At 46.0% G+C, this 22,710-nt stretch carries 20 protein-coding genes; 5 read left to right on the forward strand and 15 right to left on the reverse strand.

Features of this window, described 5'->3' with window-relative positions; translation table 11 throughout:
- Positions 1-57: 57 nt before the first annotated feature.
- The 5 genes from ACLWOR_RS09485 to ACLWOR_RS09505 form a co-directional block, all read right to left on the reverse strand.
- Complete coding sequence (locus ACLWOR_RS09485; protein ID WP_413940460.1) at positions 58-1,140, reverse strand: OmpA family protein; 1,083 nt, start codon at positions 1,138-1,140, stop codon at positions 58-60.
- Positions 1,141-1,331: 191 nt separating this feature from the next.
- Positions 1,332-1,877: a hypothetical protein gene (locus ACLWOR_RS09490; protein ID WP_413940461.1), complete on the reverse strand. Its 546-nt coding sequence runs from the start codon at positions 1,875-1,877 to the stop codon at positions 1,332-1,334.
- Positions 1,874-2,899: a hypothetical protein gene (locus ACLWOR_RS09495; protein ID WP_413940462.1), complete on the reverse strand. Its 1,026-nt coding sequence runs from the start codon at positions 2,897-2,899 to the stop codon at positions 1,874-1,876. Before ACLWOR_RS09495 ends, ACLWOR_RS09490 begins: the two co-directional genes overlap by 4 nt.
- Positions 2,886-3,866, reverse strand: coding sequence for an A/G-specific adenine glycosylase (locus ACLWOR_RS09500; RefSeq protein WP_413940463.1), 981 nt, complete (start codon positions 3,864-3,866; stop codon positions 2,886-2,888). Before ACLWOR_RS09500 ends, ACLWOR_RS09495 begins: the two co-directional genes overlap by 14 nt.
- A gap of 10 nt (positions 3,867-3,876) precedes the next feature.
- Positions 3,877-5,490, reverse strand: a complete 1,614-nt coding sequence (locus ACLWOR_RS09505; protein ID WP_413940464.1) for a RecQ family ATP-dependent DNA helicase — start codon at positions 5,488-5,490, stop codon at positions 3,877-3,879.
- A 65-nt stretch (positions 5,491-5,555) separates the two neighbouring features.
- Between ACLWOR_RS09505 and speB the strand changes: the two genes are divergently transcribed.
- On the forward strand, positions 5,556-6,488 hold the full coding sequence (speB, locus tag ACLWOR_RS09510; RefSeq protein WP_413940465.1) for an agmatinase: 933 nt from the start codon (positions 5,556-5,558) through the stop codon (positions 6,486-6,488).
- A gap of 18 nt (positions 6,489-6,506) precedes the next feature.
- Here the strand turns inward: speB and ACLWOR_RS09515 are convergent, their stop codons facing one another.
- The 6 genes from ACLWOR_RS09515 to ACLWOR_RS09540 form a co-directional block, all read right to left on the reverse strand.
- The gene (locus tag ACLWOR_RS09515) at positions 6,507-7,061 is read right to left on the reverse strand and encodes a hypothetical protein (protein WP_413940466.1); all 555 of its coding nucleotides are present in this window, start codon (positions 7,059-7,061) and stop codon (positions 6,507-6,509) included.
- Between the two features lie 139 nt (positions 7,062-7,200).
- Positions 7,201-8,145, reverse strand: a complete 945-nt coding sequence (locus tag ACLWOR_RS09520; protein WP_413940467.1) for a serine hydrolase domain-containing protein — start codon at positions 8,143-8,145, stop codon at positions 7,201-7,203.
- Between the two features lie 139 nt (positions 8,146-8,284).
- Entirely contained in the window at positions 8,285-9,694 is a 1,410-nt protein-coding gene (locus ACLWOR_RS09525) for a sigma-54-dependent transcriptional regulator (protein WP_413940468.1), read from the reverse strand.
- A gap of 90 nt (positions 9,695-9,784) precedes the next feature.
- Positions 9,785-11,641 carry a histidine kinase dimerization/phospho-acceptor domain-containing protein gene (locus ACLWOR_RS09530; RefSeq protein ID WP_413940469.1) on the reverse strand — a complete coding sequence of 619 codons (1,857 nt, stop codon included), beginning with the start codon at positions 11,639-11,641 and terminating at the stop codon, positions 9,785-9,787.
- Complete coding sequence (locus ACLWOR_RS09535; protein WP_413940470.1) at positions 11,629-12,312, reverse strand: HAD hydrolase-like protein; 684 nt, start codon at positions 12,310-12,312, stop codon at positions 11,629-11,631. Before ACLWOR_RS09535 ends, ACLWOR_RS09530 begins: the two co-directional genes overlap by 13 nt.
- Positions 12,309-13,004 carry a M14 family murein peptide amidase A gene (locus ACLWOR_RS09540; RefSeq protein ID WP_413940471.1) on the reverse strand — a complete coding sequence of 232 codons (696 nt, stop codon included), beginning with the start codon at positions 13,002-13,004 and terminating at the stop codon, positions 12,309-12,311. Before ACLWOR_RS09540 ends, ACLWOR_RS09535 begins: the two co-directional genes overlap by 4 nt.
- Positions 13,005-13,060: 56 nt before the next feature.
- Between ACLWOR_RS09540 and glmU the strand changes: the two genes are divergently transcribed.
- Both glmU and glmS read left to right on the forward strand, forming a co-directional pair.
- Complete coding sequence (glmU, locus tag ACLWOR_RS09545; RefSeq protein ID WP_413940472.1) at positions 13,061-14,458, forward strand: bifunctional UDP-N-acetylglucosamine diphosphorylase/glucosamine-1-phosphate N-acetyltransferase GlmU; 1,398 nt, start codon at positions 13,061-13,063, stop codon at positions 14,456-14,458.
- 5 nt (positions 14,459-14,463) lie between these two features.
- A complete protein-coding gene (glmS, locus tag ACLWOR_RS09550; protein WP_413940473.1) occupies positions 14,464-16,350 on the forward strand; it encodes a glutamine--fructose-6-phosphate transaminase (isomerizing) in 1,887 nt (628 codons plus the stop codon).
- A gap of 92 nt (positions 16,351-16,442) precedes the next feature.
- Here the strand turns inward: glmS and ACLWOR_RS09555 are convergent, their stop codons facing one another.
- Together ACLWOR_RS09555 and ACLWOR_RS09560 are read right to left on the reverse strand one after the other, a co-directional pair.
- Positions 16,443-17,324 carry a cytochrome P460 family protein gene (locus ACLWOR_RS09555; RefSeq protein WP_413940474.1) on the reverse strand — a complete coding sequence of 294 codons (882 nt, stop codon included), beginning with the start codon at positions 17,322-17,324 and terminating at the stop codon, positions 16,443-16,445.
- On the reverse strand, positions 17,305-18,861 hold the full coding sequence (locus tag ACLWOR_RS09560; RefSeq protein ID WP_413940475.1) for a hypothetical protein: 1,557 nt from the start codon (positions 18,859-18,861) through the stop codon (positions 17,305-17,307). The genes ACLWOR_RS09555 and ACLWOR_RS09560 overlap by 20 nt, the downstream gene beginning before the upstream one ends.
- A gap of 291 nt (positions 18,862-19,152) precedes the next feature.
- On the opposite strand from ACLWOR_RS09560, the gene ACLWOR_RS09565 reads away from it, so the two are divergent.
- Both ACLWOR_RS09565 and ACLWOR_RS09570 read left to right on the forward strand, forming a co-directional pair.
- Complete coding sequence (locus ACLWOR_RS09565; protein ID WP_413940476.1) at positions 19,153-19,521, forward strand: MGMT family protein; 369 nt, start codon at positions 19,153-19,155, stop codon at positions 19,519-19,521.
- A gap of 153 nt (positions 19,522-19,674) precedes the next feature.
- Complete coding sequence (locus ACLWOR_RS09570; RefSeq protein ID WP_413940477.1) at positions 19,675-19,818, forward strand: hypothetical protein; 144 nt, start codon at positions 19,675-19,677, stop codon at positions 19,816-19,818.
- On the opposite strand, the gene mltF is transcribed toward ACLWOR_RS09570, so the two are convergent.
- Together mltF and trmFO are read right to left on the reverse strand one after the other, a co-directional pair.
- Entirely contained in the window at positions 19,811-21,145 is a 1,335-nt protein-coding gene (gene mltF, locus ACLWOR_RS09575; protein ID WP_413940761.1) for a membrane-bound lytic murein transglycosylase MltF, read from the reverse strand. The genes ACLWOR_RS09570 and mltF overlap by 8 nt on opposite strands.
- Before the next feature lie 199 nt (positions 21,146-21,344).
- On the reverse strand, positions 21,345-22,697 hold the full coding sequence (trmFO, locus tag ACLWOR_RS09580; protein WP_413940478.1) for a methylenetetrahydrofolate--tRNA-(uracil(54)-C(5))-methyltransferase (FADH(2)-oxidizing) TrmFO: 1,353 nt from the start codon (positions 22,695-22,697) through the stop codon (positions 21,345-21,347).
- Between the last annotated feature and the right edge of the window lie 13 nt (positions 22,698-22,710).

Below are 22,710 nucleotides of genomic sequence, written 5' to 3' on the forward strand. Positions count from 1 at the left end.
ACCCTCGCAGGACCTTTAGCGATCAAGCGAGGGTTTGTGGTTTTTATAAGCGTTTAACTATTCGATATCAGAGAGTGCTTTACGAAGGGCATCTTCGTCTTTCACACCGTGGAAGATCAATTCTGCACGACGGTCTTGGGATTTAGATCCAAAGCTGTCAGTTGCACCTTTACCTACCGCTACGATATCGACTTCACCCATACCTGATTTCTCAAGGGCCGAGCGAACGCTGTTAGCTCTTTGTTGAGAGATGCGGTCATTGGTAGCCATGCTTCCCGTTGAGTCTGCGTAACCACGGACCTCGACTCTATCAACGAGATCTGGATTTTCACGAAGTGCTTTCGCGATTTTATCCAAACGTTGTTGGTCTCGACGAGACACCGCTGCCTTTGCAGAGCCGAATGTGATGGCTGCAGCACCTGCTGGTACAAGTTCACTGTAGCTCACTTCGCTAATTGGAGTTGTCGTTGGTTTTGCGGGTTCAGTTGGTTCATTCATTGCTTGCTCAGCTGCAACAGCTGCTGGTACTGCGGCCGCAGAAGCAGCTTTAGCAGATGGTTTGTAAGCGCCTGGATTCCAACCGATTTGCAAGTCGACCAAGTATTGGATCACAAGACCATCTGTATTATTTGTGAGCGATTGCACACGACCACCCAGACGTCCCAACCAACTTGGAGACATGTTGAACTCTTTTAAGAGTTGCAAACCTGCGAACTGCGCATCAGCTGTGTAGGCAGCGTATGCGTCCCCTTGATTGAAGTACTGATTGTAAATCGCACCCACTTGCCAGCGATTTTCAGTACGGTAACGAGCTGCGAGCTCCATGGCTCCTTCAGTACGAGCCGTTTCGGCTGCGAGGTCACTCGTGAATTGTTGATTGTTGAAACCGTAACCGAAGTCCATGACCCAAGGACTTTCGAGATACAATGATCCCAACAGTTTTAATGATGCGGGTGTACCTTCAGCTGCTTCAAATGTGTCGTACCCAGTGTAACCACCACCGGCTCCGATGAAGGGGAGTAGTCCGCGTGGAGCAACTTCCGCTTCCTCTTTTCCGAATAGCATGCTGCTGGAACCCTCTTGTGCCTGTGAATAAGAAACGCTCAGTGCAATGAGCGCGAAGACGATTAATGATTTCATAAGATGCTCCTTGTCTGTGACGTCTCTAAGTATGTGAGTTCGTTTTATTAGGTCAAAATGTAAGTAAACAAAATCACTAACAAGGTCGGGAAAATAAGACTGAAAACCGCATCTATTGAGGGAAAAAAATCTTGATTGCAAAACTGAAAGTGTCGACGAGCATCAACATGCTCACAACAATTGTAGAATATCTATTTTTGATTTTCGGAGTTCGTCCAAGTGAAGGACTTCATGATTTGATTGCACTGAGCAAGCGAAGCGCTAAAGCTTTCTTTGTCATCAAGGCACGTCATAATCGCCACGCGATCTTCGTTTTTCAAAACGACTTGGCGAATTTGTTTATTCTTCGAGCGCGACAGCATATCTACGAGCAAAGCAGGGCTGCCATTCAAAGTGAATTTTTTTGTCGCTAAAACTTCGAAACCATAATTGGGATAATCACGCATCCACTTGCGCGTATAAAGATCCAAGGAAGCATCTTTGGCAACCTTGTCAGTGCGAATGCTGAGAGATCCTGTTTTGGTATTTCCCGGTGAAGCAAAGCGAACCGTATCAAGAAGTGTATCGGCATTGGCAACTGGCACCCATGACGAGCCTTCTGTTTTAAGTGAGAAGCCTTTGTGCAGAAAATAAAGGCCTTTTTCCGGAGCTGTAAGCGCAGAAGTGCTGGTTGCAGGATGTGGAGCTGCAAAAGCAGAAGCGGCTAGTTGGAATAAGATAAAAAGCCCGGTTTTCACTCTTTAAGAGTAACTTGAGTCGGGTCGGGGAGGCAAGGCCCTAAATCAGTTGGCAACGGGAGCATGTAAATTTGTTTTCTGTCCTGGAATACACGCACAAACGCCAATTTTTCAGAACTTTCATTAGAAAGCGCCGGATAAATCAAAGAATCAGCCCCTTTAAAAACAACCTGCGTACAATGGTTTTCTAACTGCAAAGACTCAATCTGGTAGTTCTTGTCGCCTTTTCTTAGAATGCTGTAGAACAGGCGATCTGGCAGGCGGGGAGACCAAAATAAATCACGATAATCGCCTTCGTTTTTCTTAAGAACCAAGGTGACTTTCCCTTTTGGAGCATACATCACAATGCTTTGCTCTTCGGTCTTTAGATCTTTTTCAATCCAAGCGATCTGTTTCCCGTCTGGTGAGATCGCTGGGAAGTGGCGTTGTTTGCCAGCTTCGACAGATACAAAACTCACCGGTAAATTTTTAAGATCCAGACGATACAGGCCCGTCATATCGCCACGACGAGAGGTAAATAAAATATACGGCTTGCTATCGTGAGCAACAAAAAGCGGCTCGCCATCGTAACCGGGCTGAACATTCAATCGCAAAATCTCGGAACCAAAAAGGTCACTCATGTAAAGATCAGACGGTGGAGCTTGCTTATCGATGATTTTATTTTGCCACGGACTTTCTTTAATCTCGTCAGTTGTGGAAGCATACAGAATTTCATCCTGAGAAACATAGACGGCATCAAAGGCGTCGCCATCAGAGAAGGTCACGCGACGTTCTTTGTTCGTCCGCAAATCCAACTCGTAAACTTGAGCTCCTTTGTGAGCCGCACGCTGACGACTGACGTAAAGTAACTTATTTCCGTCGGCAGAAAAGCGCGGGCGTTCATTGTCGCCCATGAATGTCAGTTGTTTGGAATTTTTAGCAAGAAGGTAATCGGGAGTTAGAACATCTTTGGTCGCACTTTTGTGAATACATCCAACTGGAGCAAGAAGTAAAACTGCAACTATGATTCTAACCGCTCTCATGCTCTGCCTTTGCCAACACTTTCTGTAATAGAGAAGAAGGATTTACTTTCTTTAAATCCTTCAACGAAACCCAAGTTACCTTTCGGCTCGAAATTGATTTTTTTCGAGTGATTTGGATAAAGATATCATGATGGGTAATGTTGTGTTTGGCATCATAGGCTTTGGGCTTGTTTTTTTCTTTGGCAATTTCGCCAGGAAAAATCATCTGCCCTTTTAAAAATGGCGCATAATCGTTGGTAATCAGAGCGACCTTTTGGTCCTTGATCGCAAGTTCTGGTTTCCAGACCCAGACTTCGCTTTGTTTTCTTGGTTTTTTCAGCGGTAATTTCTCAATCAAATTTTTATCGCGCGCTTTGCAGTCGGAAGCCCAGGGACAAAGCATGCATGTCACTTTTTGAGGCGTACAAACTGTTGCACCCAATTCCATCAAACCTTGGTTCAGAAAATCAGCTTGTCCAAAAAGAGCCAAGTCGTCAGAAATTTTTTGCAACTCCATGCGACCTTTCGGCGTCCACCAATCCAGGGACAAACCATACTTGCGTGAAAGAACGCGGATAACGTTTCCGTCTAAGACACCGACTTTTTCACCAAAGGCGATGCTGGCAACAGCGCGCGATGTGTAGGGACCAAATCCCGGCAGCTCTAAAAGTTCAGCGGCTGTTTGAGGAAAACCATTTTCGTTAAGAGCTTTGGCGGCTTTATGTAAATTGCGCGCGCGAGAATAATATCCCAGTCCTGCCCAAGCTTCGAGAACTTCGGCCTCTGGAGCTTCAGCAAGATTTTTAAGGCGCGGAAATTTTTTAAGAAATCTTTCGAAATAAGGAATCACCGCGACGACGGTTGTTTGTTGAAGCATGACTTCCGAAAGCCAAATGCGATACGGGTCTTTGCTTTCACGCCAAGGAAGTGCACGTTGGTTTTTCTTATACCACTGAACCAGAGAACGATGATCGGCCTTTAAATCCATGGGCCGGACTTTACCTCGAAGCTCCTAGCTCGGCAAGTACGTCCCAGCCATATTGCTCGAGTTTTGCGTCGCCCACGCCGTAAATGCGGCGCAGTTCGTCCAGATTTTGAGGATTTTTCTGAGCCATATGCTTCAAACTCTGATCGCTAAAGACCACAAACGCCGGAACATCCAATTCCTTCGCTTTTTCTTTGCGCCAACGCTTCAGGCCTTCGAAGCGAACTTGCTCTTCTTCGGAAAGCACAAGGTCGCCGCCTTTAGCAGGGGCTTTTTTCATTTTCGCCTTCACCGATTTAATTACGGAAGTAAAGGCTTCTGCGGGTGGTGGTGCTGGTTTTTGAATACGACGAGACGACTCAGGGTCACACGCATCACAGTGCCCACAACGATCCACTCGTTGCGAGTCTTTAAAGTAGGTGAGGATTTCGCTGTGACGGCACTCACCACCTTCCGAGTAATTCACCAGGGCTTCGAGATTTCGCCAGCGGAGATTTTTAATTTCCTGCTGTGCTTCAGATCCAGTAATAAAGAACGACTGAAGGCCTTTATCTTTTTTTGCATACAGAAGTAGGCAAGTGGAATGTTCTCCGTCGCGGCCCGCACGACCCATTTCTTGATAGAGGGAATCAATGTTCGCAGGCATTTGATAGTGCACCACCAAACGCACATCAGGTTGGTCGATTCCCATTCCAAACGCGTTCGTGGCAACGAGGATTCTTAAATGACCCCGAGTGTAAGCTTCTTGCACCTGGTTTCTTTGTTCATTCGCAAGTCCTGCATGGTAATAACCCACTTGATCAAATTTTGAAGCCAAGAATTGTGCAAGCTCCTCTGTGACCTTGCGAGTTCCGCAGTAAATAATCACACGACCTGTCGGCGTTTGTTTCAAACTTTGCATAAGCAGCAAAAGTTTTGCATCGTCATCCGCACAAATCTCAACCTGATAGTAAAGATTCGGACGATAGAACCCATGCACGCGTTGTTCAGGATTTTTGAGAGAAAGTTGTTTGGCGATATCTGCCAAAACTGTTGGAGTCGCCGATGCTGTTAAAGCTAATACAGGAACATCGGGGCGCAAGGCTTTGAGCAGACTGAGTTGGCCGTACTCTTCACGAAAATCATGGCCCCATTGCGATACGCAGTGCGCTTCATCGACCGCAAAAAGAGAAACAGGACGGGCCTTGATCCAATTTTTAAAACCTTCTTTTTGCACACGCTCTGGCGACAGATACAGGAGGTAAGGACCCCCGAGAGAAATGTCCTGAAAGATTTTACGTTTTTCTTCTTCATTTTGTCCGGCATGCAGACAGCCTGCGGCGATACCAATTTTGCGCAAAGCCGCAACTTGATCGCGCATCAAGGCAATAAGGGGAGAGATCACCACGGTGAGTTGACCTAATAGCAAAGCAGGAAATTGGTAACATAAAGATTTACCGCCACCAGTTGGCAGAACCGCGAGGACATCTTTCTTTGCCAACACATCTGAGATAATTTCCTTTTGCCCTCGACGGAAGGAGCGCAAGTGGAAATGCTCTTGCAGCAGGTTTTCAAACTTTTCTGGACTTTGCATGTCAGCTACTTTCGTTTTTGGTCTTTGGTTTTGCAATAAAGAATCCTGCGTCATATTAGAACTCGAGTTTTCGTGGGATCCGAGGTAGTCTGGGAGTCGGACTGTCAGAGGAGTTTGTTATGGAATATAAGCCAATTAGTGGACGTGAGTTTCCTCGCTTTGGAGCAATTAAAACTTTCTTTCGTTTGCCACATGTACCGATGAATAGCGACTATGACGTTGCGATTTTCGGAATCCCCTATGACGGTGGTGTTTCGTATCGCCCGGGTGGCCGTTTTGCTCCGACAAAAGTGCGTGAGATCACAAGTCTGGGACGCGGATTCCACATGAGCCGCATGGAAAACTTTTTTGAAAAACTTAAAGTTGCTGACATCGGTGATTGCCCGACAGTTCCGATTGATCAAAATCAAACTTATGAAAAAATCGAAAAGTTCGTTACAGAACTCGTGAGTTTGAATAAACGTTTTGTATCCGTCGGTGGAGATCACTCGACAACGTTGCCGGTGTTACGCGCTCTTCGTAAAAAATATGGTAAGCCTTTGGCTTTTGTTCACTTCGATGCGCACTTGGATACGTATCCTGCAGCCTGGGGTTGTGAGTATCATCACGGAGCGTTTGCTCGTCATGCGGTTGAAGAGGGTTTGGTAGATCCCAAGAAAATGGTGCAAATCGGAATTCGTGGACCTTTGGCAGGCGGCGACGATTTAGATTTCGTCAATAAACATGGTATCAAAGTTTTCACAGTGGATGATGTTCGTGACGTTCCATTAAATGAGTTTGTCAGATCACTTCCGGTTTTCGACGATACACCTACATACATCAGTTATGATATCGATAACTTAGATCCAGCATTCGCTCCCGGAACAGGAACGCCTGTCCCAGGAGGTTTGACAACTTATGAAGTGCAACAAATCTTCCGCAACCTCAAAATTCCAAACTTGGTCGGTTGCGACGTGGTTGAAATTTCTCCGCCTTACGATCAATCCGACCTGACTGCATTAGCAGGAATGGATGCGATGTTTGAGATGCTTCACTTGATGATCCGAAAATAGTTTCTAAAAGGACTGCCCTCAAAGAGGAGGGCAGTGATCATTTGGTCCATCCGTAAAATAAAACATTTCTAAGCCGATCTCTTTGATGTCATTGAGGCGAGGCACAAACGTCTGATCAAATTTTAATAGAAGTTGGCGCTCATCATTGACCTTGATGGCTTCGCCAATGCCTACCTGAGGTAGTACCAAACGGCCGTGGCCATTGATGTACCATGTGCCTGTGACTTCTTTGTGTTCAAAATCGGAACGGAGCGAGTTTCCCCATTTATCCAAGGAAATAGATTGTGAGTGGTAGATAACGGTGAATTGATGGTTGGTCTCAAGAACCACCTTCACAGAGGCAATCACTGGTTCGTTTTTGTCAGTTTCTCTGAGTTCGATTCCGCCTCTTCCAAGGTAACGGTGGCGATAAGCTAATTCGCAACTGCGTCTTTCGCGCATAAAATGTGAAAAGAAGCTTTCAGGCGATTCGCCATAGACTGTCACCGTGTGAGTTTCTTTGGAGGATACGATGTCACCGCATCCAATCAAGTTCAAAAAAGAGAGAGCTAAAAGTATCAAAAGTTTTTTCATCTGGTCCCCATTGGTTCGTGTTTCGGGGAACCACTAAAGCAAGGCCGGGACCAAGAGGTGCCGACCTATAAATGCATTTTATTCGAGTTGGTGGTTTTTTTGTCCGAATTCAGGATAGGATTCTGAGATTCAAGACGATCTAAAGACAGCTTGCCCAGGCTTCAGCTTTCGCGCGAACTGTTCGTTCGATTGCAATCCCATTTGGATAAGTTCCAAGAGATCCTTGGCGAGCCACTATTCCGAAATAGTTATTCGTGCGATCCCAAAATGGATAGGCACCATAGGCTCCCGGACTGGAAACGCGCGTTCCCGGCGTGCAGTTGTAGGTCGCACTTTGGCATTCGTGCCACAAACCAAATCCGTAATGCCAAGCTTCGCCGATTGCGGAAACCGGAGAGTAGGTGAAGGTCGCACTGGCTGTTTGATCGGTGAGCATTTGATTTAAATAAGTTGAATTTAAAATCTGTCCGTTCTTAAGGGCTTTTAAAAAAGCCATATAATCATTGGCCGTCCAGTGCATGCCCCCACCCAAACGAGGATTCGTGCTGGAAGGAAGGTCATACGTTGAACTCGCAAACAATCCCGTTAAAGTCTTAAAGTCAGAAAAAATCTGCGCCCAGGTTTTGTTGCGTGCTTTTGCTGCCATTAAACCTGCCACTTGCATGTGCGAGCCTGAATAATAAAACTCTTGGCCGGGAACAACTCCGTTACCTGCGTTTGTTGTTCCTGCATTCTTCGCGCAAGTTTCAAAATCAGAGGCACCGAAATTTAAACACGCAGGCTCATCTTCAAGTCCCGAGCGGAAACTTAAAAGATGCGCGAGTGTCATATTGTAGAGAGAATCGCCGCTGCCGATTGTCCAACCGGTGATGCGATCGTGCGGCTTATCGGTCAGATTTAAATACCCGTCTTGAACCAATCTCAGAATCACCGCAGCCGTCACCATTTTTGATGTGGAAGCGGATTCGTAGGAAGTCGTCGGAGTCGAAGCACCACGATTGTAAGTAAATCGTCGGCCGTCGGATCGTTCAGCAATGTAGGTGAAATCAACTTCCGAAGTCGCGGAAGAAAGAAGGGAGGTCATTTCAGATTCCAGAGTTGTGGTTGAACAACTCGAAACTGTTGTGGAACCTCCGCCGCCAGCCCCTTTGCATCCAAGAATTAAAAGGGGCACAAGAAGAGTACAAGATAAGCGAATCAAGAACGTCCTCGCTGTTAGAAAATTAGCGATCGGCCATCGCCATATCAGCTGGCGGTGTGAGGCCTTTCTTCTTAATTTTCTCGACAAGCGTCGTTCTGTTCAAGCGCAAAAGAGCCGCTGCTTGATTTCTGTTCCACCCAGTTTTTTCAAGGGCTTTCATAATCAATGCATTCTCATAGGCGTCGACAGCCGTATTAAAGTCCATGCCGCCCTCTGGAATTTCAAGGGCTCCAATATCAGTTGAAACTGTTTTGCTGGATTTATATTTCGGAGGAAGATCTGTGATATCCACTTGTCCTTGGCCTTTGAGGATCGACATGCGCTCCACCAAGTTCTCAAGTTCACGAATATTTCCAGGCCACGTGTAGTTCATCAAACAATCAAGAGCGTCGATTGTGATCCCAGTCAAACCACGGCTCTTCGTTTTATTGAAGATCTCCATAAAATGATTGAGCAACAATGGAATGTCAGATTTTCTTTCACGTAAAGCTGGGACCACAATTGGAATAACATTGAGGCGATAGTACAAGTCCTCGCGGAACTTGCCGTGCTCAACCGCTTCTTCCAAATTCAAATTTGTCGCCGCGATCACGCGGACGTTCACGTTCACAGTTTTGGTTGAACCCACAGGTTCAAAGCTTCTTTCTTGCAAAGCGCGCAAGAGTTTGACTTGCAGTGAAGGCTCAAGATCACCGATTTCATCAAGGAAGATTGTTCCGCCATCAGCTAATTCAAAGCGACCGACACGGTTGGCGATAGCGCCAGTGAAAGCACCTTTCATATGACCGAAAAGTTCACTTTCCAAAAGTTCCGATGGAATCGCACCGCAGTTAATTGGGATAAAAGGACCTGAAGCGCGCGGGGAGTTGTAGTGAATCGCGCGAGCAATCAATTCTTTACCCGTCCCAGATTCGCCCGTCACCAGAACTGTCGAATCAGAATCAGAAACGCGTTCAATCAAACGCAGAACACTTTGAATCTGTTCGCTGCTTCCGATGATTTGATCGAATTTATATTTCTTATTCAACTCCGAGCGGAGTTGTTGGTTTTCTTGTTGAAGTTTTTTATGAGTGAGAGCTTTTTCAATCAAGCTCATCAGCTCTTCAAGATTGAAGGGCTTTGTCACAAAGTGGAATGCACCTTTTTGTGTCGCGCGAATCGCAGACTCAATTGTCGCATGACCTGTGAGGATGATCACTTCCGTCGCTGGATTCAGCGACTTCAGGTAACTCATGAATTCAATACCGTCTCCATCAGGGAGGTTCAAATCAACAATCGCGAGATCAATAGGGGTGTCGCCTTGGCACAAAACTTTTGCTTCTTCAATTTTGTTGGCAGTGATGACATTCAGTCCTTTTCGATCAAGCACTCTAAAAAGAGCGGTACGGAGTGAGGACTCGTCATCTAATATTAGAACTCGTTGGCTTCGCATGAACCTTCCTTCCATGGTGGGTTCGGTATCTTTTAATAGGATAGATAGTTTTTGACGGTACTGTCAAAAAATCCGCACCAGGCTTGGGTTTCAGGACCTTAAAACTAGACGAGAGAAGGAAATTTTTGCCAGGTTTTCCTGGCCTGGACCCACCTCAAAAGTAAGCTCTGCCTCATGATCGCGAAGGATCTGCGAAGCCACAGGAACGCTTAAACCTATGGGATGATTCGTGTTTTTTTCTTGAAGCCCATTGTCCTTGATTAAAATAGTAGCAGACTCGGGCTGGACCTGGATCTCAATGTCGAGAACTCCTCGGAAACCCTTTGTCAGTCTGCTTTTCTCGGTCAGATGATCCAAAGAATTTTGCAAAACATTTTTCAAAGCTTGAGCCAACATATTCAGATGTCCCTTCACAAGAACATCTTGTCCTGGGAAGTGCAACTTCACATCAATGCCTTGTGATTTGGTTTGTAGCTCCACGATTTTCAAAGCACGAATCGCCACATCTTTTAAGCTCACATCACCCTCAACATCGACACTCGAAGCGCGCGCAAAACCTAAAAGATTTTGCACGATCTCTTTGCAACGTTGTACGCCGGCTTCCATCTCTACGATGTCAGCATAAAGAGGATGATCGGGCTTCATGTCCATCTTGATCAATTGAGTGAAAGACAGAATTCCACCGAGAGGATTGTTTAGTTCATGGGCAATGGAAGATCCAATAGTTCCAAGCTCCGCCATCTTAGCAGACTCGAGGATTTGTCTTTCCATTTTAATTTGGTCCGTGATGTCGTGATAGAGATTCACGAACACGGAAGGCTTCTCGGATTCCAATACGACACTTTGACTGTAAACTTCAAAGCTGCGCGGGGAGGAGCTCTTCGATTGCACGCGGAAGTTGTGACCGCGATTACAGCCTGGGCAAGGGGCTTCGCGGTTGTACAAAACCTGATAGCACTTGCGCGACGACGACTCGCGCTCTTGGGCTTTGAGGCGTTCATTAAGTGCTTTGTTCCATTGAATGATATCGTAATTTGCATCAATCAAAACGACAGGATCCGACATCGAATTGAATGTTGCTTCCCATTGTTCTTTAAGAGCCTCGGACTCTTGTAACTTTTGAATACGATCCAGGGCTAAGGCAACGGCTTCACCCACACGATTTAAGAAATCACTTTCGTCGCGATTGAAGGGATGTTCCGGTGGACGCAAGAAAATAATCGAGCCCATTTTTTCGTGCTGTCTAAACAGAGGCACTTGGAATTGGGTGAAAGTGAGTTGCGATTGAACTTGCTTCACAAACATTTCATCTTGCGGATGAAAGAAAATACGAATCCACGAGGTTTGCACACTGGCCGCTAAGGAATCATTCAAAAGCTGTTCAATTTCAGCCACGGAGTTGGCTTGATGAACGGCCATCAGGGCTTGCTTAAATCCTTCGATACGAGAGTTTGTAAGGAACAACTTACGACGAGCTTCAGTGAGGTAACGAGTTCTTTTCTGAACGCGCTCTTCTAATTCAATTTGCAAGCGCTTTAGTTGAGCCGTTTGCTCGCGAATCAAAAGAGCCAAGTGCTCATCTTGTTTGCGTTGACTGGATTCTTCTAAAGCCGAAAATAAATGGCTTTCCAAATCAGCATCTTGATAACTCGTCATCACGCGGAAGAAAGAATAGTGTTCGTGCAGCTTCGCTAATTGATGCGAAGAAAAATCCGGCGGTACGATGGCGATAAACTGAGTTGCAGGATGGGTTTCGCGAATGTAGTTGTAAAAATCCTCAAACTTTTTTCCCAGAATCAAAGTCACTGACAGGGCCACAACATCGTAGTGAGATTCTTGAATCCAGTGCCAAGCCTGTTGCAAGTCGGAAGCGATATGCGCCCCCAACTCTTGCAGTCGATCTTCCCATGGACCTATAAGTAAAAAGCTCGCTTTTAAAGACCGCATGCTGCGATGAGGTCCTTGTGTTGAGTGATCGTAAAATCAGGGTGATCTTCAGGGTATTCTTCTTTTTCGCCGACGTGTTCGCCGAAAGCAAAATAGCAAGTGCGAGCACCGCAACGTTTGCCATCACGGATTTCGCTAGAAAGTCGGTTGCCAATGCTTAAGAGCGCTTCGGGATTATGATTTTCAATTTTTAAAATTTCACGGAAAGCGGTTTCTTTTTTCTCTCCAATAAAGCCATTTAAAATGTAAACGCCTTTAAAATATTTTTGAATACCGAGGGCTTGAACTTTTTTAACCTGGGCTTCTTGGGAGCCTGCCGTCACCAAATACATGGTGTACATTTTCGACAAGGTTTCAAGATTTTCCAAAGCGCCTTCTAAAAGTGGAAGTGTCGGAGGAACTTCAGGATTGTAAAAGCGATCCAGGGCATCGTGAATGGCGCGGCCTTTGGTATTAGTGCCGTATCGATCCACGATCTTAGTGAAAATTTCTGTGTGGGAAAAAGAGGGAGCGAGTTCTTCGCGCATTTTCATGCATTCTTCGAGTGAACAACGCAGACCCGCAGCGAGCATGGCTTCGCAGGACCGACGAGCCGCCAACGGTACCAACAAACTCGAGGTGTCCAACAGTGTGTCGTCTAAATCAAATGCGAGAGTGCGAAAGCCGCTCATTTCGATTCCTTTTTCAAAAGCATTTGCAGACCTTTTTGAAAATGAGGCCAGACGAGATCCAGATTGATGTGTTCCTGTTCTTCGATGCAGATGACAGGAGTTTGATGCTCGATCCAACCATATTGTCCCAGACTGCCAGGTGTTGGGTAACCGATATCTTCCCGAGTCTCGTAACCTGTGCCGGTTGCGAGGGTCTCGGCCGCGGTTTTCCCAGGGGAGCCCGTATATACAACGCAAGGCTCCCACGAATGAAAGTGTACTATAAGCTGTGGCTTTTCGTCCTCAATGAGTTTTACCAAAGCTTGAACTTCGCTCTCGCTTCCAGGCGAAGGGCCAGGATAGTATCTCGGAGCCTTGCTCTCAGGGCTCCAATCCCGACATGGAAAATTGCGATTCAGGTCCACGCCGTTGGCGTTGGTGCGCTGATTGCGGGAGTATCCATCGGGGTTTAAGCAAGGAATGAGGAGCCAGGGGCGAATAGACGACGAGTTTTCGCTTTCTTCTTTTTGGAGCCAAGCTAAAAGTTCGTTCGCCAGACGAACTCCTTCGGGTTCGTCACCATGGACGCCGCCGATAAACAGGATCGGGCGTTCAGAAAAGCCACTCAAGCTGTGTGTTTTTTTATACAGCTCTAGAGGAGTTCCAAGAGTGGTCTGAGCCCAAGAAGTTTGGTGAAAAATTTTAGCTTGCATGAGATAATTAAGCCTGTTTTTTTCAGAGAAGAAAAGAGTTTAAAAGGAAGTTTTCAATGTCGCAAAAAGACGTCGCCGCTTTAACAGTGATTGCCCTTGCCGCTGGCAAAGGAACACGTATGAAATCTCCACTTCCCAAGGTCTTACACCCTGTGGCAGGTCGTCCTATGATCGAAAAAGTGATTTCGGCCTCTAAACAAGCGGGTGCTAAAGAAGTGCGCGTGGTTGTGGGTCATGGTCAAAACCTGGTTCGCCAGGTCGTCGAACCCATGGGTGTTGCTTGTTATGTTCAAGATGAGCAATTGGGAACTGCGCACGCCGTGAAATGTGCAAAGCCTGAAACGATCGAAGGTGATGTTGTGATCATGAATGGTGATCACCCTTTGATCGAAGCATCTGACATTAAAAACTTCGTTGAAATTTTCCGTGATGAAAAATGTGATCTGGCTGTTGTAACGGCTGATCTTAAAAACCCAGGCGAGTTCGGACGTATCGTTCGTCATCGTGGTGACTTGGCTGCGATCGTTGAAGCCAAAGATGCCTCTGCTGAAACTTTGAAAATCAAAGAAGTGAACACAGGTATTTATATCGTGAAAGCGGAAGTGCTTGCTCACTACTTACCATTGATCTCGAACAACAATGCTAAAAAAGAGTTTTACGTCACTGATTTGATTTCTTTATGTATCGGCGACAAAAAGCGTGTGCAACCAATCAAGTCCACTCCAAAAGTGGCGGTCGGTGTGAACACGCAATTGGAGCTCGCGAAAGCGACACGTTTGATTTTCAAACGTAAAGCTTTGAAGCTTTTAGAAGACGGCGTTTTGATGATCGATCCACGCACAACGTATGTGGAAGAATCCGTGGAGATCGGCGCTGGGACTGTGTTGTATCCAAATGTCTTTATCCGGGGACGTTCACGTATTGGTTCTTTCTGCGTGATTGAATCAAATAGTTTCATCAGTGATACGGAAATTGCTGACAGCGTGCAAGTACGTGGCGGCAGTTATCTTGAGAACTCAAAACTTCACAGCAAAGTTTCTGTCGGACCTTATGCACGTCTTCGTCCAGAAACTGAAATCATGGAAGAAGCCCACGTGGGTAACTTCGTTGAAATGAAAAAAGTGAAATTCGGGAAGAAATCCAAAGCCGGTCATTTGACTTACCTTGGCGATGCCGTCGTTGGTGAGGAAGTGAACGTGGGTTGCGGAACTATAACTTGCAATTACGCAGCTGATAAAAAGAAATACCAAACCAAGATCGGTAACCGCGTCTTTGTGGGCAGTGACACACAATTCATTGCTCCAGTTGAAATCGGTGATGATGCGATTATTGGCTCAGGCTCAACAATCACGAAAAGCGTTCCAGCAAAGGCTTTGGCCGTTGCACGTGGACGTCAAATCGTGAAGGAGAACTACACTCCGAAAGCTGTTACACCTGAGGTTGAAAAGGAATAAGTGTTATGTGTGGAATCGTAGGATACCTGGGTCCTAAAAACCCAAAAGACGTTATTATTAACGGTTTGCAAAAGTTAGAATACCGCGGGTACGACAGTGCCGGTGTGGCGATTTTAGATAACGGCAAAACAAAGCGCGTGCGTGCACAAGGTAAATTGAAAGCTCTTGAAGAGAAGCTAGCGACTGAGAAGTTCGATGGTCACATCGGTATTGGTCACACTCGTTGGGCCACTCACGGAAAACCTTCAGAGCGCAATGCCCATCCGCATCAAGTGCGTGGAATCAATTTGGTTCATAACGGTATCATTGAGAACTATCTTGATATCCGTGAAGAACTTGTGAAAAACGGCGCAGAAATTACTTCGGATACGGACTCTGAACTTGTTGCTCACTTGATTGCGAACGAAGTGGAAGTCACTCAAGATCTTTTTAAAGCTGTTGAGCGCACGCTTGAAAAGCTTCGTGGTGCGTTCTCTATTTTGGTTATGTGGGAACAAGATCCAGAGCGTTTGATTGCGTTCAAAGACGGTCCACCATTGGTTGTCGGCCTTGGCGACAAAGAAAACTTTGTTGCAAGTGACGTGCAAGCACTTATCCAGTACACGAAAAAATTCGTTTACCTTGAAGACCGCGAAGTTGCTTCTGTTCGTGGCAGCCAAGTGGAGTTCTTCTCTGCGAATGGTTTCCCGATTCAGAAGAAAGTCGTTGAGCTCAACTGGAATCCAGAAATGGTTGAGAAGCAAGGATATGCTCACTACATGCTTAAAGAAATCTATGAGCAACCGCGTGCAGTGGCGGCAGCTATTGAACCACATATCAATCCAGAGACATTCTCTGTGGCATTGAAAAATGTGGGCTTCGGTGGAACTCCTGTGCAAAAGCTAGAAGAACTCGATAGCAAAACGGATTGGGCGAAAACTCAAGAGATGTTTAAAAATATCGACCGCGTTTTCATCGTGGCTTGTGGAACAAGTTTCTATGCCGGCATGGTTGGTAAATACCTGATCGAACAATTGGCACGTGTGCCAGTTGAAGTCGATATCGCGAGTGAATTCCGTTACCGCAACCCTGTGATTCCACCGAAAACTTTGGTGATGACGATTTCTCAGTCAGGCGAAACAGCGGATACATTAGCTGCGATCCGCATGGCGAAAGAAATGGGTGCGACGACTTTGAGTATCTGTAATGTGCGCAACTCAACAATTGACCGTGAAGCTCACGGGCACTTGTACATGAACTCAGGCCCTGAGATTGGTGTCGCTTCAACAAAAGCCTTCACAAGCACAATGGCCGTTCTAGATTGCGTAGCGATCGCAATGGCTCGTGCTCGTGGTGTGATGAAAGAAGCGGAAGAAAAAGAATTGGTTCAATCTCTCTTGGGTGTTCCAAGTCAGATGGAGCGTGTTCTTGCGTTCGATAAGTACTTTGAAGAAGCCGCTTCGGAATTGAAACAATACCGTGGCTTCTTGTACATGGGCCGTGGCACCAGCTATCCAATCGCGATGGAAGGAGCTTTGAAATTAAAAGAGCTCGCTTACATGCACGCGGAAGGTTACGCAGCTGGCGAAATGAAGCATGGTCCTTTGGCTTTGATTGATGAACGTATGGCGATCGTGATGGTCGCTCCTACAGATCACTTGTACGAAAAAACAATCAGCAACTTGGAAGAAGCTCGCGCTCGCGGAGGAAAAATCATCTCTATCGGAACAGGCGAAAATGAAAAGCTTCGTGCGATCAGTGAATACTATTTGGCAATGCCAAAAACTCACTGGACAACAAGCTCGATCATCAACGTGATTCCATTGCAGTTGATGTCCTATCATCTCGCAAGCAACTTGGGTTACGACGTCGATCAACCTCGCAATCTCGCGAAGTCTGTGACAGTCGAGTAGGTTCTAGACCATTTAGATAGATAGAAAAAGGGAGACAGCGGTCTCCCTTTTTTTATGGGTGAATAAAAATTTCTTTAGAAAAAGATCAACCTTCAAATTGCATTTACGCAGTATTCAAATTCACGGGTTCGAACTTCAGAAGTATTCACTGATGTTGCCGGAACAAACACAACAGTGGCTTTCAGGGCTGTTTGCTTTTCCGGGCAGGAACTCGATTTCGAATTCGCCACATAAGAAAACACACGCGAGTCAGGACTTAAATAGAAACTCGCCTTGCCACTCTTTAAAACCTCCTTCGTTAGAAGGGGACGAATCTCATCGGCAGTTCCTTCAAACGCCGCAGGCAACCATGGTTTCAAGAGTCGACGCACGTTTTTAGTCTTAGCCGCAGCAATATATTTACGAAAGTTCGCGGGAACTGCTTTCAAGGAAGTATCTTCGAATACCACTTCGGAGGCAGAAATCGAAATGGGCGGTAAGTTCGTCGCAGGTTCTTTAAAGAGATTTTCCAACGCCACCTTTTGGGCAAATACATATCCTCGATCGACAGCAACACGATGGCAAGCCGCACAGGCATTGACATTCGTTTCGACAGATTTGCCGGAGCTATCAAACAGGAAATATCCCCATCCATCGGTGTTCGCGTATTTTACTTTATCACGAACCATCAGTTGAACCCGACGTGTCCCGTTGGGAACCTTTGAGCTGACGAACAATGGATCATCTTCAGATTTGAATCCGATTTTAGAAAACACGGCGCCATCTTCATAATGGCCCTTTCCATCTTCCAGGCCCTTCATAGCTTTGTCGTTGGCCCAAATAAAACGTAATTCGTTGTTATCTTCACGAAAGCGAACCGTGATCAATGGCCACTTGGTTTGAAAATCTTTATAATCGTTGAGCGTGGGTTCTGCATAGGATGCGGAAAACGAAGCAAATGTGATTGCGAACGCGCTAATAAACTTCTTTATCATAGTGGGAGTCCAGTTGGATGGGTTTGACAGTATTTAAGGATTCTACGATCGGATCGCCGACGTTGTTTAAGCCCAAGATCTCATCGTGCTTTTTATGCCATGGCCATTGCATCGTCATATGACCTGTAATATTCCCTTTGCTGTCCGTTTCGATAATTTGTCCCGCAGCGGTGTTAGGACCCGGATGCCAGATCAGATAACCTTTATCCACAGGCCTGATAGATCCTTTGGTTAAACTTTTATCGCCAGGTAACGTCAGTTCTTTTTCAATCTCAATTTTCCCATTCTTAGCTAAGTGAAGCCACAGCACTCGAGATTGAGGCGGCAATGCTTTCATTCCGCGAGTCGGGGCCGCGTTATCGAAGACCACAATGCGATTTTGGCTAATCCAGCGGGCCGAGTGTGGCAACCCCAGTCCGATTTGATCTTCAGTCCATTGATGAGTCGAGAAAACTTCTGAGCCGATGGCCCAAATTTTTTTTCCTTCGGCAGAAAGTAACATCACGGAATTGAGATTACGGATCGTGATCAGGAGATTTCCTTCCGGAGTGACGTCAATCGCATTTTCGTGAGTCCAATCCGTATCGTACTTTTCTGGAATATAAGATTCGGGATTATTTACTTTTTTGAGAGCGTTGTAGTCATTTAAATTTTGTACGTCGAGAAAGCGATCCATTGTTTCATCAAGACTGCGAGAAGGTGATTCCGTGGGCGTTGCCAGATCGAAGCTTGAGACCACGGAACGAGTGACTTTTGTTTCTGGATTTAAACCAATCATGCGACTGCCAACGATAACTCGCCCGTCGGTTCTCAAGCCGCGAACCCACCCCAGAAGTCCCGCAAACACTGGAATATTATCTTCACTTGGTGGAAGCTTTACAGAGGTTACTGTCCAAGAGAAAATTTCATTTTGACTAACACCCATAGAGTGATGGGCATGCATCTGGGCTCCGTCGAATTGAAGACCCGTCAAAGCCGTGGCTTTCCCCTGCCAATCAACCCAGTTCCAGAAGGAATTCATTCCCGCACCGCGGATAAAAAGTCCGTTACGCCATGGCAGGAAGCTGATGTTTGTGGAGCTGTCGTAGTCTCGGGTGATAGTAAAGTGAGAGCGATCATACCAAACGACTTCCCCTAGGCGATTCACGACAGCGGGATAAAAAGAGGCGGGTTGTGTATCGTTGGTAATAAGTCCCATCGCAAAGAAAGGCGTGTTGAAGTGCCCTCGAACCTGAACACTCAAGGGGGCGGGGTGATGCAATGGAGCTTTAAACTTCTTTTCAAGCAAAAGCTTTCTGTGTCCAGCATTTTCCAGGAAGAATGAAGAAGCAGTTTTATAAGTGGGTGGAATGAGCGTTACGAGAACTTTGTTTCCTATGCCAGCTTCGACATGTCTGGCTTTAAAGAATCCGACCTCAGGGTTCCCGTATATAATTATTGGTGAAGGAATCCTAGATGGCAGGGTGAGTTCAATCGTTTGTTGGAGACTTGCCGCCAGCGCAGAATTAATCAGCAAAAATAAGAAAAAGCTGAACATACTCATCCCTTGAATCTTGTCACTTTCGATTATTTTAGCGGCATTCTGGAAATTGAAAAGGTCTGGGAGCAAATTTATTTCGGAGGGCACACTATTTGGCTCAAAAGATGACCAATGCCGACGTATCATCATGAAATTAAAGAATTTTTCAAATTTGGAGATAACCTCGAGCATGGGGTTGATGAATTTTGGAAGTCGTTGTCGAGGAGCGTGTATCTGTAGCAGAGACTTCTATCTGGTGGGATTATTGATAAGATGACTTTAGATCAAATAAGTAGTTGAGAGTAAGACATGAAAGAACAATCTCCATTCTCTAAAAAAGTCATCGAGTTGATTCTCAAAGTTCCTAAAGGCAAAGTCGCCACCTATGGACAGATCGCCAAACTTGCCGGTAAACCGCAGGGCTCCCGAGGTGTCTCGTGGATTCTTCATTCCAGTTCGAAGGCTTACAAACTTCCGTGGCAGCGAATCCTCAACTCCCAAGGCAAGATTTCATTCCCAGTGGGTTCAGCTGAATTCACGAAACAAAAGCGTTTGCTTAAAAGCGAAGGCATCGTGTTTGACGAACAAAATCAGATCGACCTAAAGAAGTATCAATGGAGTAAGAAGCTACGCACTTCGAAGGTAAAGACTAATAAACCTCGTCTCTTTTCTGAGTAAAATTCCAAGATTTTATTCGGACTCCGAATAGGGTCCCACCACGTTTCGCGGGGTTAAACAACCCACTGAATTCACTGTTCCAAATAATGCAACAATCATTGTTACATTATCGTGTAGAATAGTACTTAAGGAACTCTTTGAGAGGAGGATCCTATGAGTACATGCATCATCTATTCAATTGTGATTCTAGTTTTGTCAGTGAATGATCCATCCGAAGTAAAAGATCCGGCCAGCAACGTAAGAAAAGTGCAGGCCCAGGCTCAAACGATAGCTGCTGCTGAGACAACGACTAAGTAGTGGAGTTCATCAAGTTATAGAAGGACTTTACACGCTCAACGAAGTCCACGGTCTCGTACCCACGTGCGGGACCATATTCAAGTTCACCAGCGTATTCAGGATCGGCAAGCAAAGGCAATACTTCGCGCATATGGCGCCAAGAGTTTGGATTGCGACCCATTTTGATTGCTAATTTCTGAGCGTCGCGCAAATGCGCGTAACCCACGTTGTAAGCAGCAAGCGCCAACGCCAAACGATCTTTGCCATTGATATAAGTTGGCATCTTATCCAGCAAATAGCGCAGATACTTTGATCCACCCCAAATACTTTGCAGAGGATCTGTGCGATCTTCCACGCCCAAATGGTCGGCTGTATCTGAAGTCAGCTGCATCAATCCGCGGACGCCCGTAAAACTGCGCGCCTCTGGATTCCAGTGTGATTCTTGATACGCAACGGAAGCGACTAACTGCCAAGGCAAGTTGTGTTCGCTTGAGGCTTCTTTAAAAGCTTTTTTGTACTGAGGTAAAACCGTACGTGTACGTTTTAAGAATTGATAGATATCGCGTTTATCTAGTTGTGCTAAATACGCTTTATAACGATCCAGTACGCGCATGATTTCATCTTCACGAGAAGCTTGTTGATACCAAGATTGCATCAACATCAAAAGGTCGGAGTTGTGCGGAGAAATCAACCAGCTCAATGAGTAGGCTTCAGTCAGTGCCGTTACTTTTTCTGTGCTCGGATGATAGCGAGAATAGAAATCACCACTAAAGTTTTCTGAAATCACACAATCATATTTTTTGAGGGCCAGATCTTTTAGCAGTTGAGGAACTTTTTGATTTTCGACGATATCAATTTGAACTGTCGGTGCAAGTTGCGAGAGTCTTTGCGAGAGACCGCGATAGTTATCTTTACTAAGTAGGCCGACTTTACGGTTGTTGAGGTCTTTAACGTTTTGAACTTGTGCTTTGATTTGGCAGTAAAGACTTAAATGCGTTTCTTCATATGCGGGCCCCGTGAGGAAGCCTTGTACTGAATCCGGAGTGCGCAGGCGGGCCGCCGCCACATCACCTTCGCCGCGAGCCAGGGCCGCCATCACTGATTCTTCATCGGGTAAAACCACGTATTTCACTTTGATATCGTAGTAGTCACCGAAGTTTTGAATCAGATCATGATCGATACCAAAGGCTTCACCGCGTTTGGACTGACTATATATAAGAGGACTTTGCGTGGTGAGGACGGTGATCGAGTCCTGCTGCTTCACGCGCGCCAGGCTCTCCTCCTCATTCCAGTAGATTGCGTCGCAACCATTCATAGTAATAGCGAAGAGCCCCAGGCTCCCGGCCATTATGATGCGACCTATCTTATGTCGAAAGTTAATCATCTCTCTCATAGCTTGTGAGGGCTAGGTATCTGATGGCGCACCGCCAGTGCAAGCTTTTAAGGCTCTCTTTCACCTTTAAAATGTGAAAAAGTGCCGATTTTGACCTACTTTGCGGGCAATTGCGGAAAATAATTCAGGGTGGCTCTGAGCTTACAGATCAGCGTCACAAAGACGGGAAGGCCTCAGGATTTTGACGCCAAACACTGAATTGCTGCTGTGCTAATGCGATTTGTTTCTGCTTTTTGACGACTTTGTCGCGTTCTTTTTCTGCCAAAGGTGGCAAAAGGCCGAAGTTGATATTCGTTGGTTGGAAGTGATCTGCACGTGTTTCATCGGTGATGGCCTCAAGCAAAGAGCCCATCGCACTCGCTCGCGGAGGGGGACAGAACGGACGATCGTTTAACTTTTGATTGATAAAGTGAGCAACCAACAGCCCCATGCACGTGGATTCGAAATAACCTTCAACACCGGTGATCTGTCCAGCAAAGAACAACCATGGATCATTCTTAGATGAGAGATCTTTGTTGAGGCGTTTCGGTGAATTGATAAAGAGATTTCTGTGAATGCTTCCAAGTTTTAAAAACTCTGCGTTCTCAAGACCTGGGATCATACGGAAGATACGTGTTTGTTCGCCATACGCCATGCGAGTCTGGAAACCCACCATGTTGTACGCTGTGCCTTCTTTGTTATCTTGACGAAGTTGTACCGTCGCATAGGCATAACGACCCGTGCGTGGATTATCAAGGCCAACCGGCTTCATTGGACCGAAGCGCAAAGTTTGAGGACCACGTTCCACCATTGTTTCAATCGGCATGCAGCCTTCAAAGAACGACGTCTTTTCAAAATCTTTTGGTTCGATTTTTCTAGCTGCTACGATCTCCGCGATGAAAGCATCGTATTGCTCTTTGTTCATAGGGCAATTCCAGTAATCGCCCTCGCCCGTGCCTTTGTCCCAACGGTCGGCTTTCCAAGCGATGTCAGCATTGATCGAGTCCGCATCAATAATCGGTGCAATAGCATCAAAGAAATATAAAAACTCGTCACCGAAATGTTTGCGCATCTCCTCTGCAAGAGCCTCGTGCGTGAGAGGGCCTGTCGCGATAACAGCAGGACGCGGAAGATCGGCAAGGGAAGTCACCACATCATTACGAACTTCAATACGCGGATGATTTTTAACTTTGTCTGTTACAATTTGAGAGAAGACTTCGCGGTCCATGCCAAGAGCTTGTCCAGCAGGAACTTGTGCTTCATAAGCAGCTTGGAGAATATGCGAATTGAGATTTTTTGCTTCCCATTTCAGTTGGCCGGGACCAGAAACTTCGCCCATAGTTCCAAAAGAATTCGAACAAACCAATTCCGCAAATTTGTGGGTTTTATGCGCAGGTGTCATTGTCTTATCACGCATTTCATAAAGAACCACAGAATAACCCATGTCAGCTAATTGCAATGCGCATTCAGAACCTGCGAGCCCCGCGCCAACAACAGTTATTTTTTTATTTTGCGTGAAATTAGTCATGATTGTGGTATTC

This window comes from Bdellovibrio sp. HCB2-146, from assembly GCF_047345725.1.
Classification (GTDB): Bacteria; Bdellovibrionota; Bdellovibrionia; order Bdellovibrionales; family Bdellovibrionaceae; genus Bdellovibrio.

What these genes read in the sequence shown, in the direction of transcription:
- ACLWOR_RS09515 (WP_413940466.1), bottom strand. Translation starts at nt 7,061, where the DNA reads ATGAAAAAACTTTTGATACTTTTAGCTCTCTCTTTTTTGAACTTGATT.
- ACLWOR_RS09565 (WP_413940476.1), top strand. Translation starts at nt 19,153, where the DNA reads ATGAAAGAACAATCTCCATTCTCTAAAAAAGTCATCGAGTTGATTCTC.
- ACLWOR_RS09500 (WP_413940463.1), bottom strand. Translation starts at nt 3,866, where the DNA reads ATGGATTTAAAGGCCGATCATCGTTCTCTGGTTCAGTGGTATAAGAAA.
- ACLWOR_RS09520 (WP_413940467.1), bottom strand. Translation starts at nt 8,145, where the DNA reads ATGACCTCCCTTCTTTCTTCCGCGACTTCGGAAGTTGATTTCACCTAC.
- ACLWOR_RS09485 (WP_413940460.1), bottom strand. Translation starts at nt 1,140, where the DNA reads ATGAAATCATTAATCGTCTTCGCGCTCATTGCACTGAGCGTTTCTTAT.
- ACLWOR_RS09540 (WP_413940471.1), bottom strand. Translation starts at nt 13,004, where the DNA reads ATGCAAGCTAAAATTTTTCACCAAACTTCTTGGGCTCAGACCACTCTT.
- ACLWOR_RS09505 (WP_413940464.1), bottom strand. Translation starts at nt 5,490, where the DNA reads ATGACGCAGGATTCTTTATTGCAAAACCAAAGACCAAAAACGAAAGTA.
- speB (WP_413940465.1), top strand. Translation starts at nt 5,556, where the DNA reads ATGGAATATAAGCCAATTAGTGGACGTGAGTTTCCTCGCTTTGGAGCA.
- glmU (WP_413940472.1), top strand. Translation starts at nt 13,061, where the DNA reads ATGTCGCAAAAAGACGTCGCCGCTTTAACAGTGATTGCCCTTGCCGCT.
- trmFO (WP_413940478.1), bottom strand. Translation starts at nt 22,697, where the DNA reads ATGACTAATTTCACGCAAAATAAAAAAATAACTGTTGTTGGCGCGGGG.
- mltF (WP_413940761.1), bottom strand. Translation starts at nt 21,145, where the DNA reads ATGGCCGGGAGCCTGGGGCTCTTCGCTATTACTATGAATGGTTGCGAC.
- glmS (WP_413940473.1), top strand. Translation starts at nt 14,464, where the DNA reads ATGTGTGGAATCGTAGGATACCTGGGTCCTAAAAACCCAAAAGACGTT.
- ACLWOR_RS09555 (WP_413940474.1), bottom strand. Translation starts at nt 17,324, where the DNA reads ATGATAAAGAAGTTTATTAGCGCGTTCGCAATCACATTTGCTTCGTTT.
- ACLWOR_RS09560 (WP_413940475.1), bottom strand. Translation starts at nt 18,861, where the DNA reads ATGTTCAGCTTTTTCTTATTTTTGCTGATTAATTCTGCGCTGGCGGCA.
- ACLWOR_RS09535 (WP_413940470.1), bottom strand. Translation starts at nt 12,312, where the DNA reads ATGAGCGGCTTTCGCACTCTCGCATTTGATTTAGACGACACACTGTTG.
- ACLWOR_RS09525 (WP_413940468.1), bottom strand. Translation starts at nt 9,694, where the DNA reads ATGCGAAGCCAACGAGTTCTAATATTAGATGACGAGTCCTCACTCCGT.
- ACLWOR_RS09570 (WP_413940477.1), top strand. Translation starts at nt 19,675, where the DNA reads ATGAGTACATGCATCATCTATTCAATTGTGATTCTAGTTTTGTCAGTG.
- ACLWOR_RS09495 (WP_413940462.1), bottom strand. Translation starts at nt 2,899, where the DNA reads ATGAGAGCGGTTAGAATCATAGTTGCAGTTTTACTTCTTGCTCCAGTT.
- ACLWOR_RS09530 (WP_413940469.1), bottom strand. Translation starts at nt 11,641, where the DNA reads ATGCGGTCTTTAAAAGCGAGCTTTTTACTTATAGGTCCATGGGAAGAT.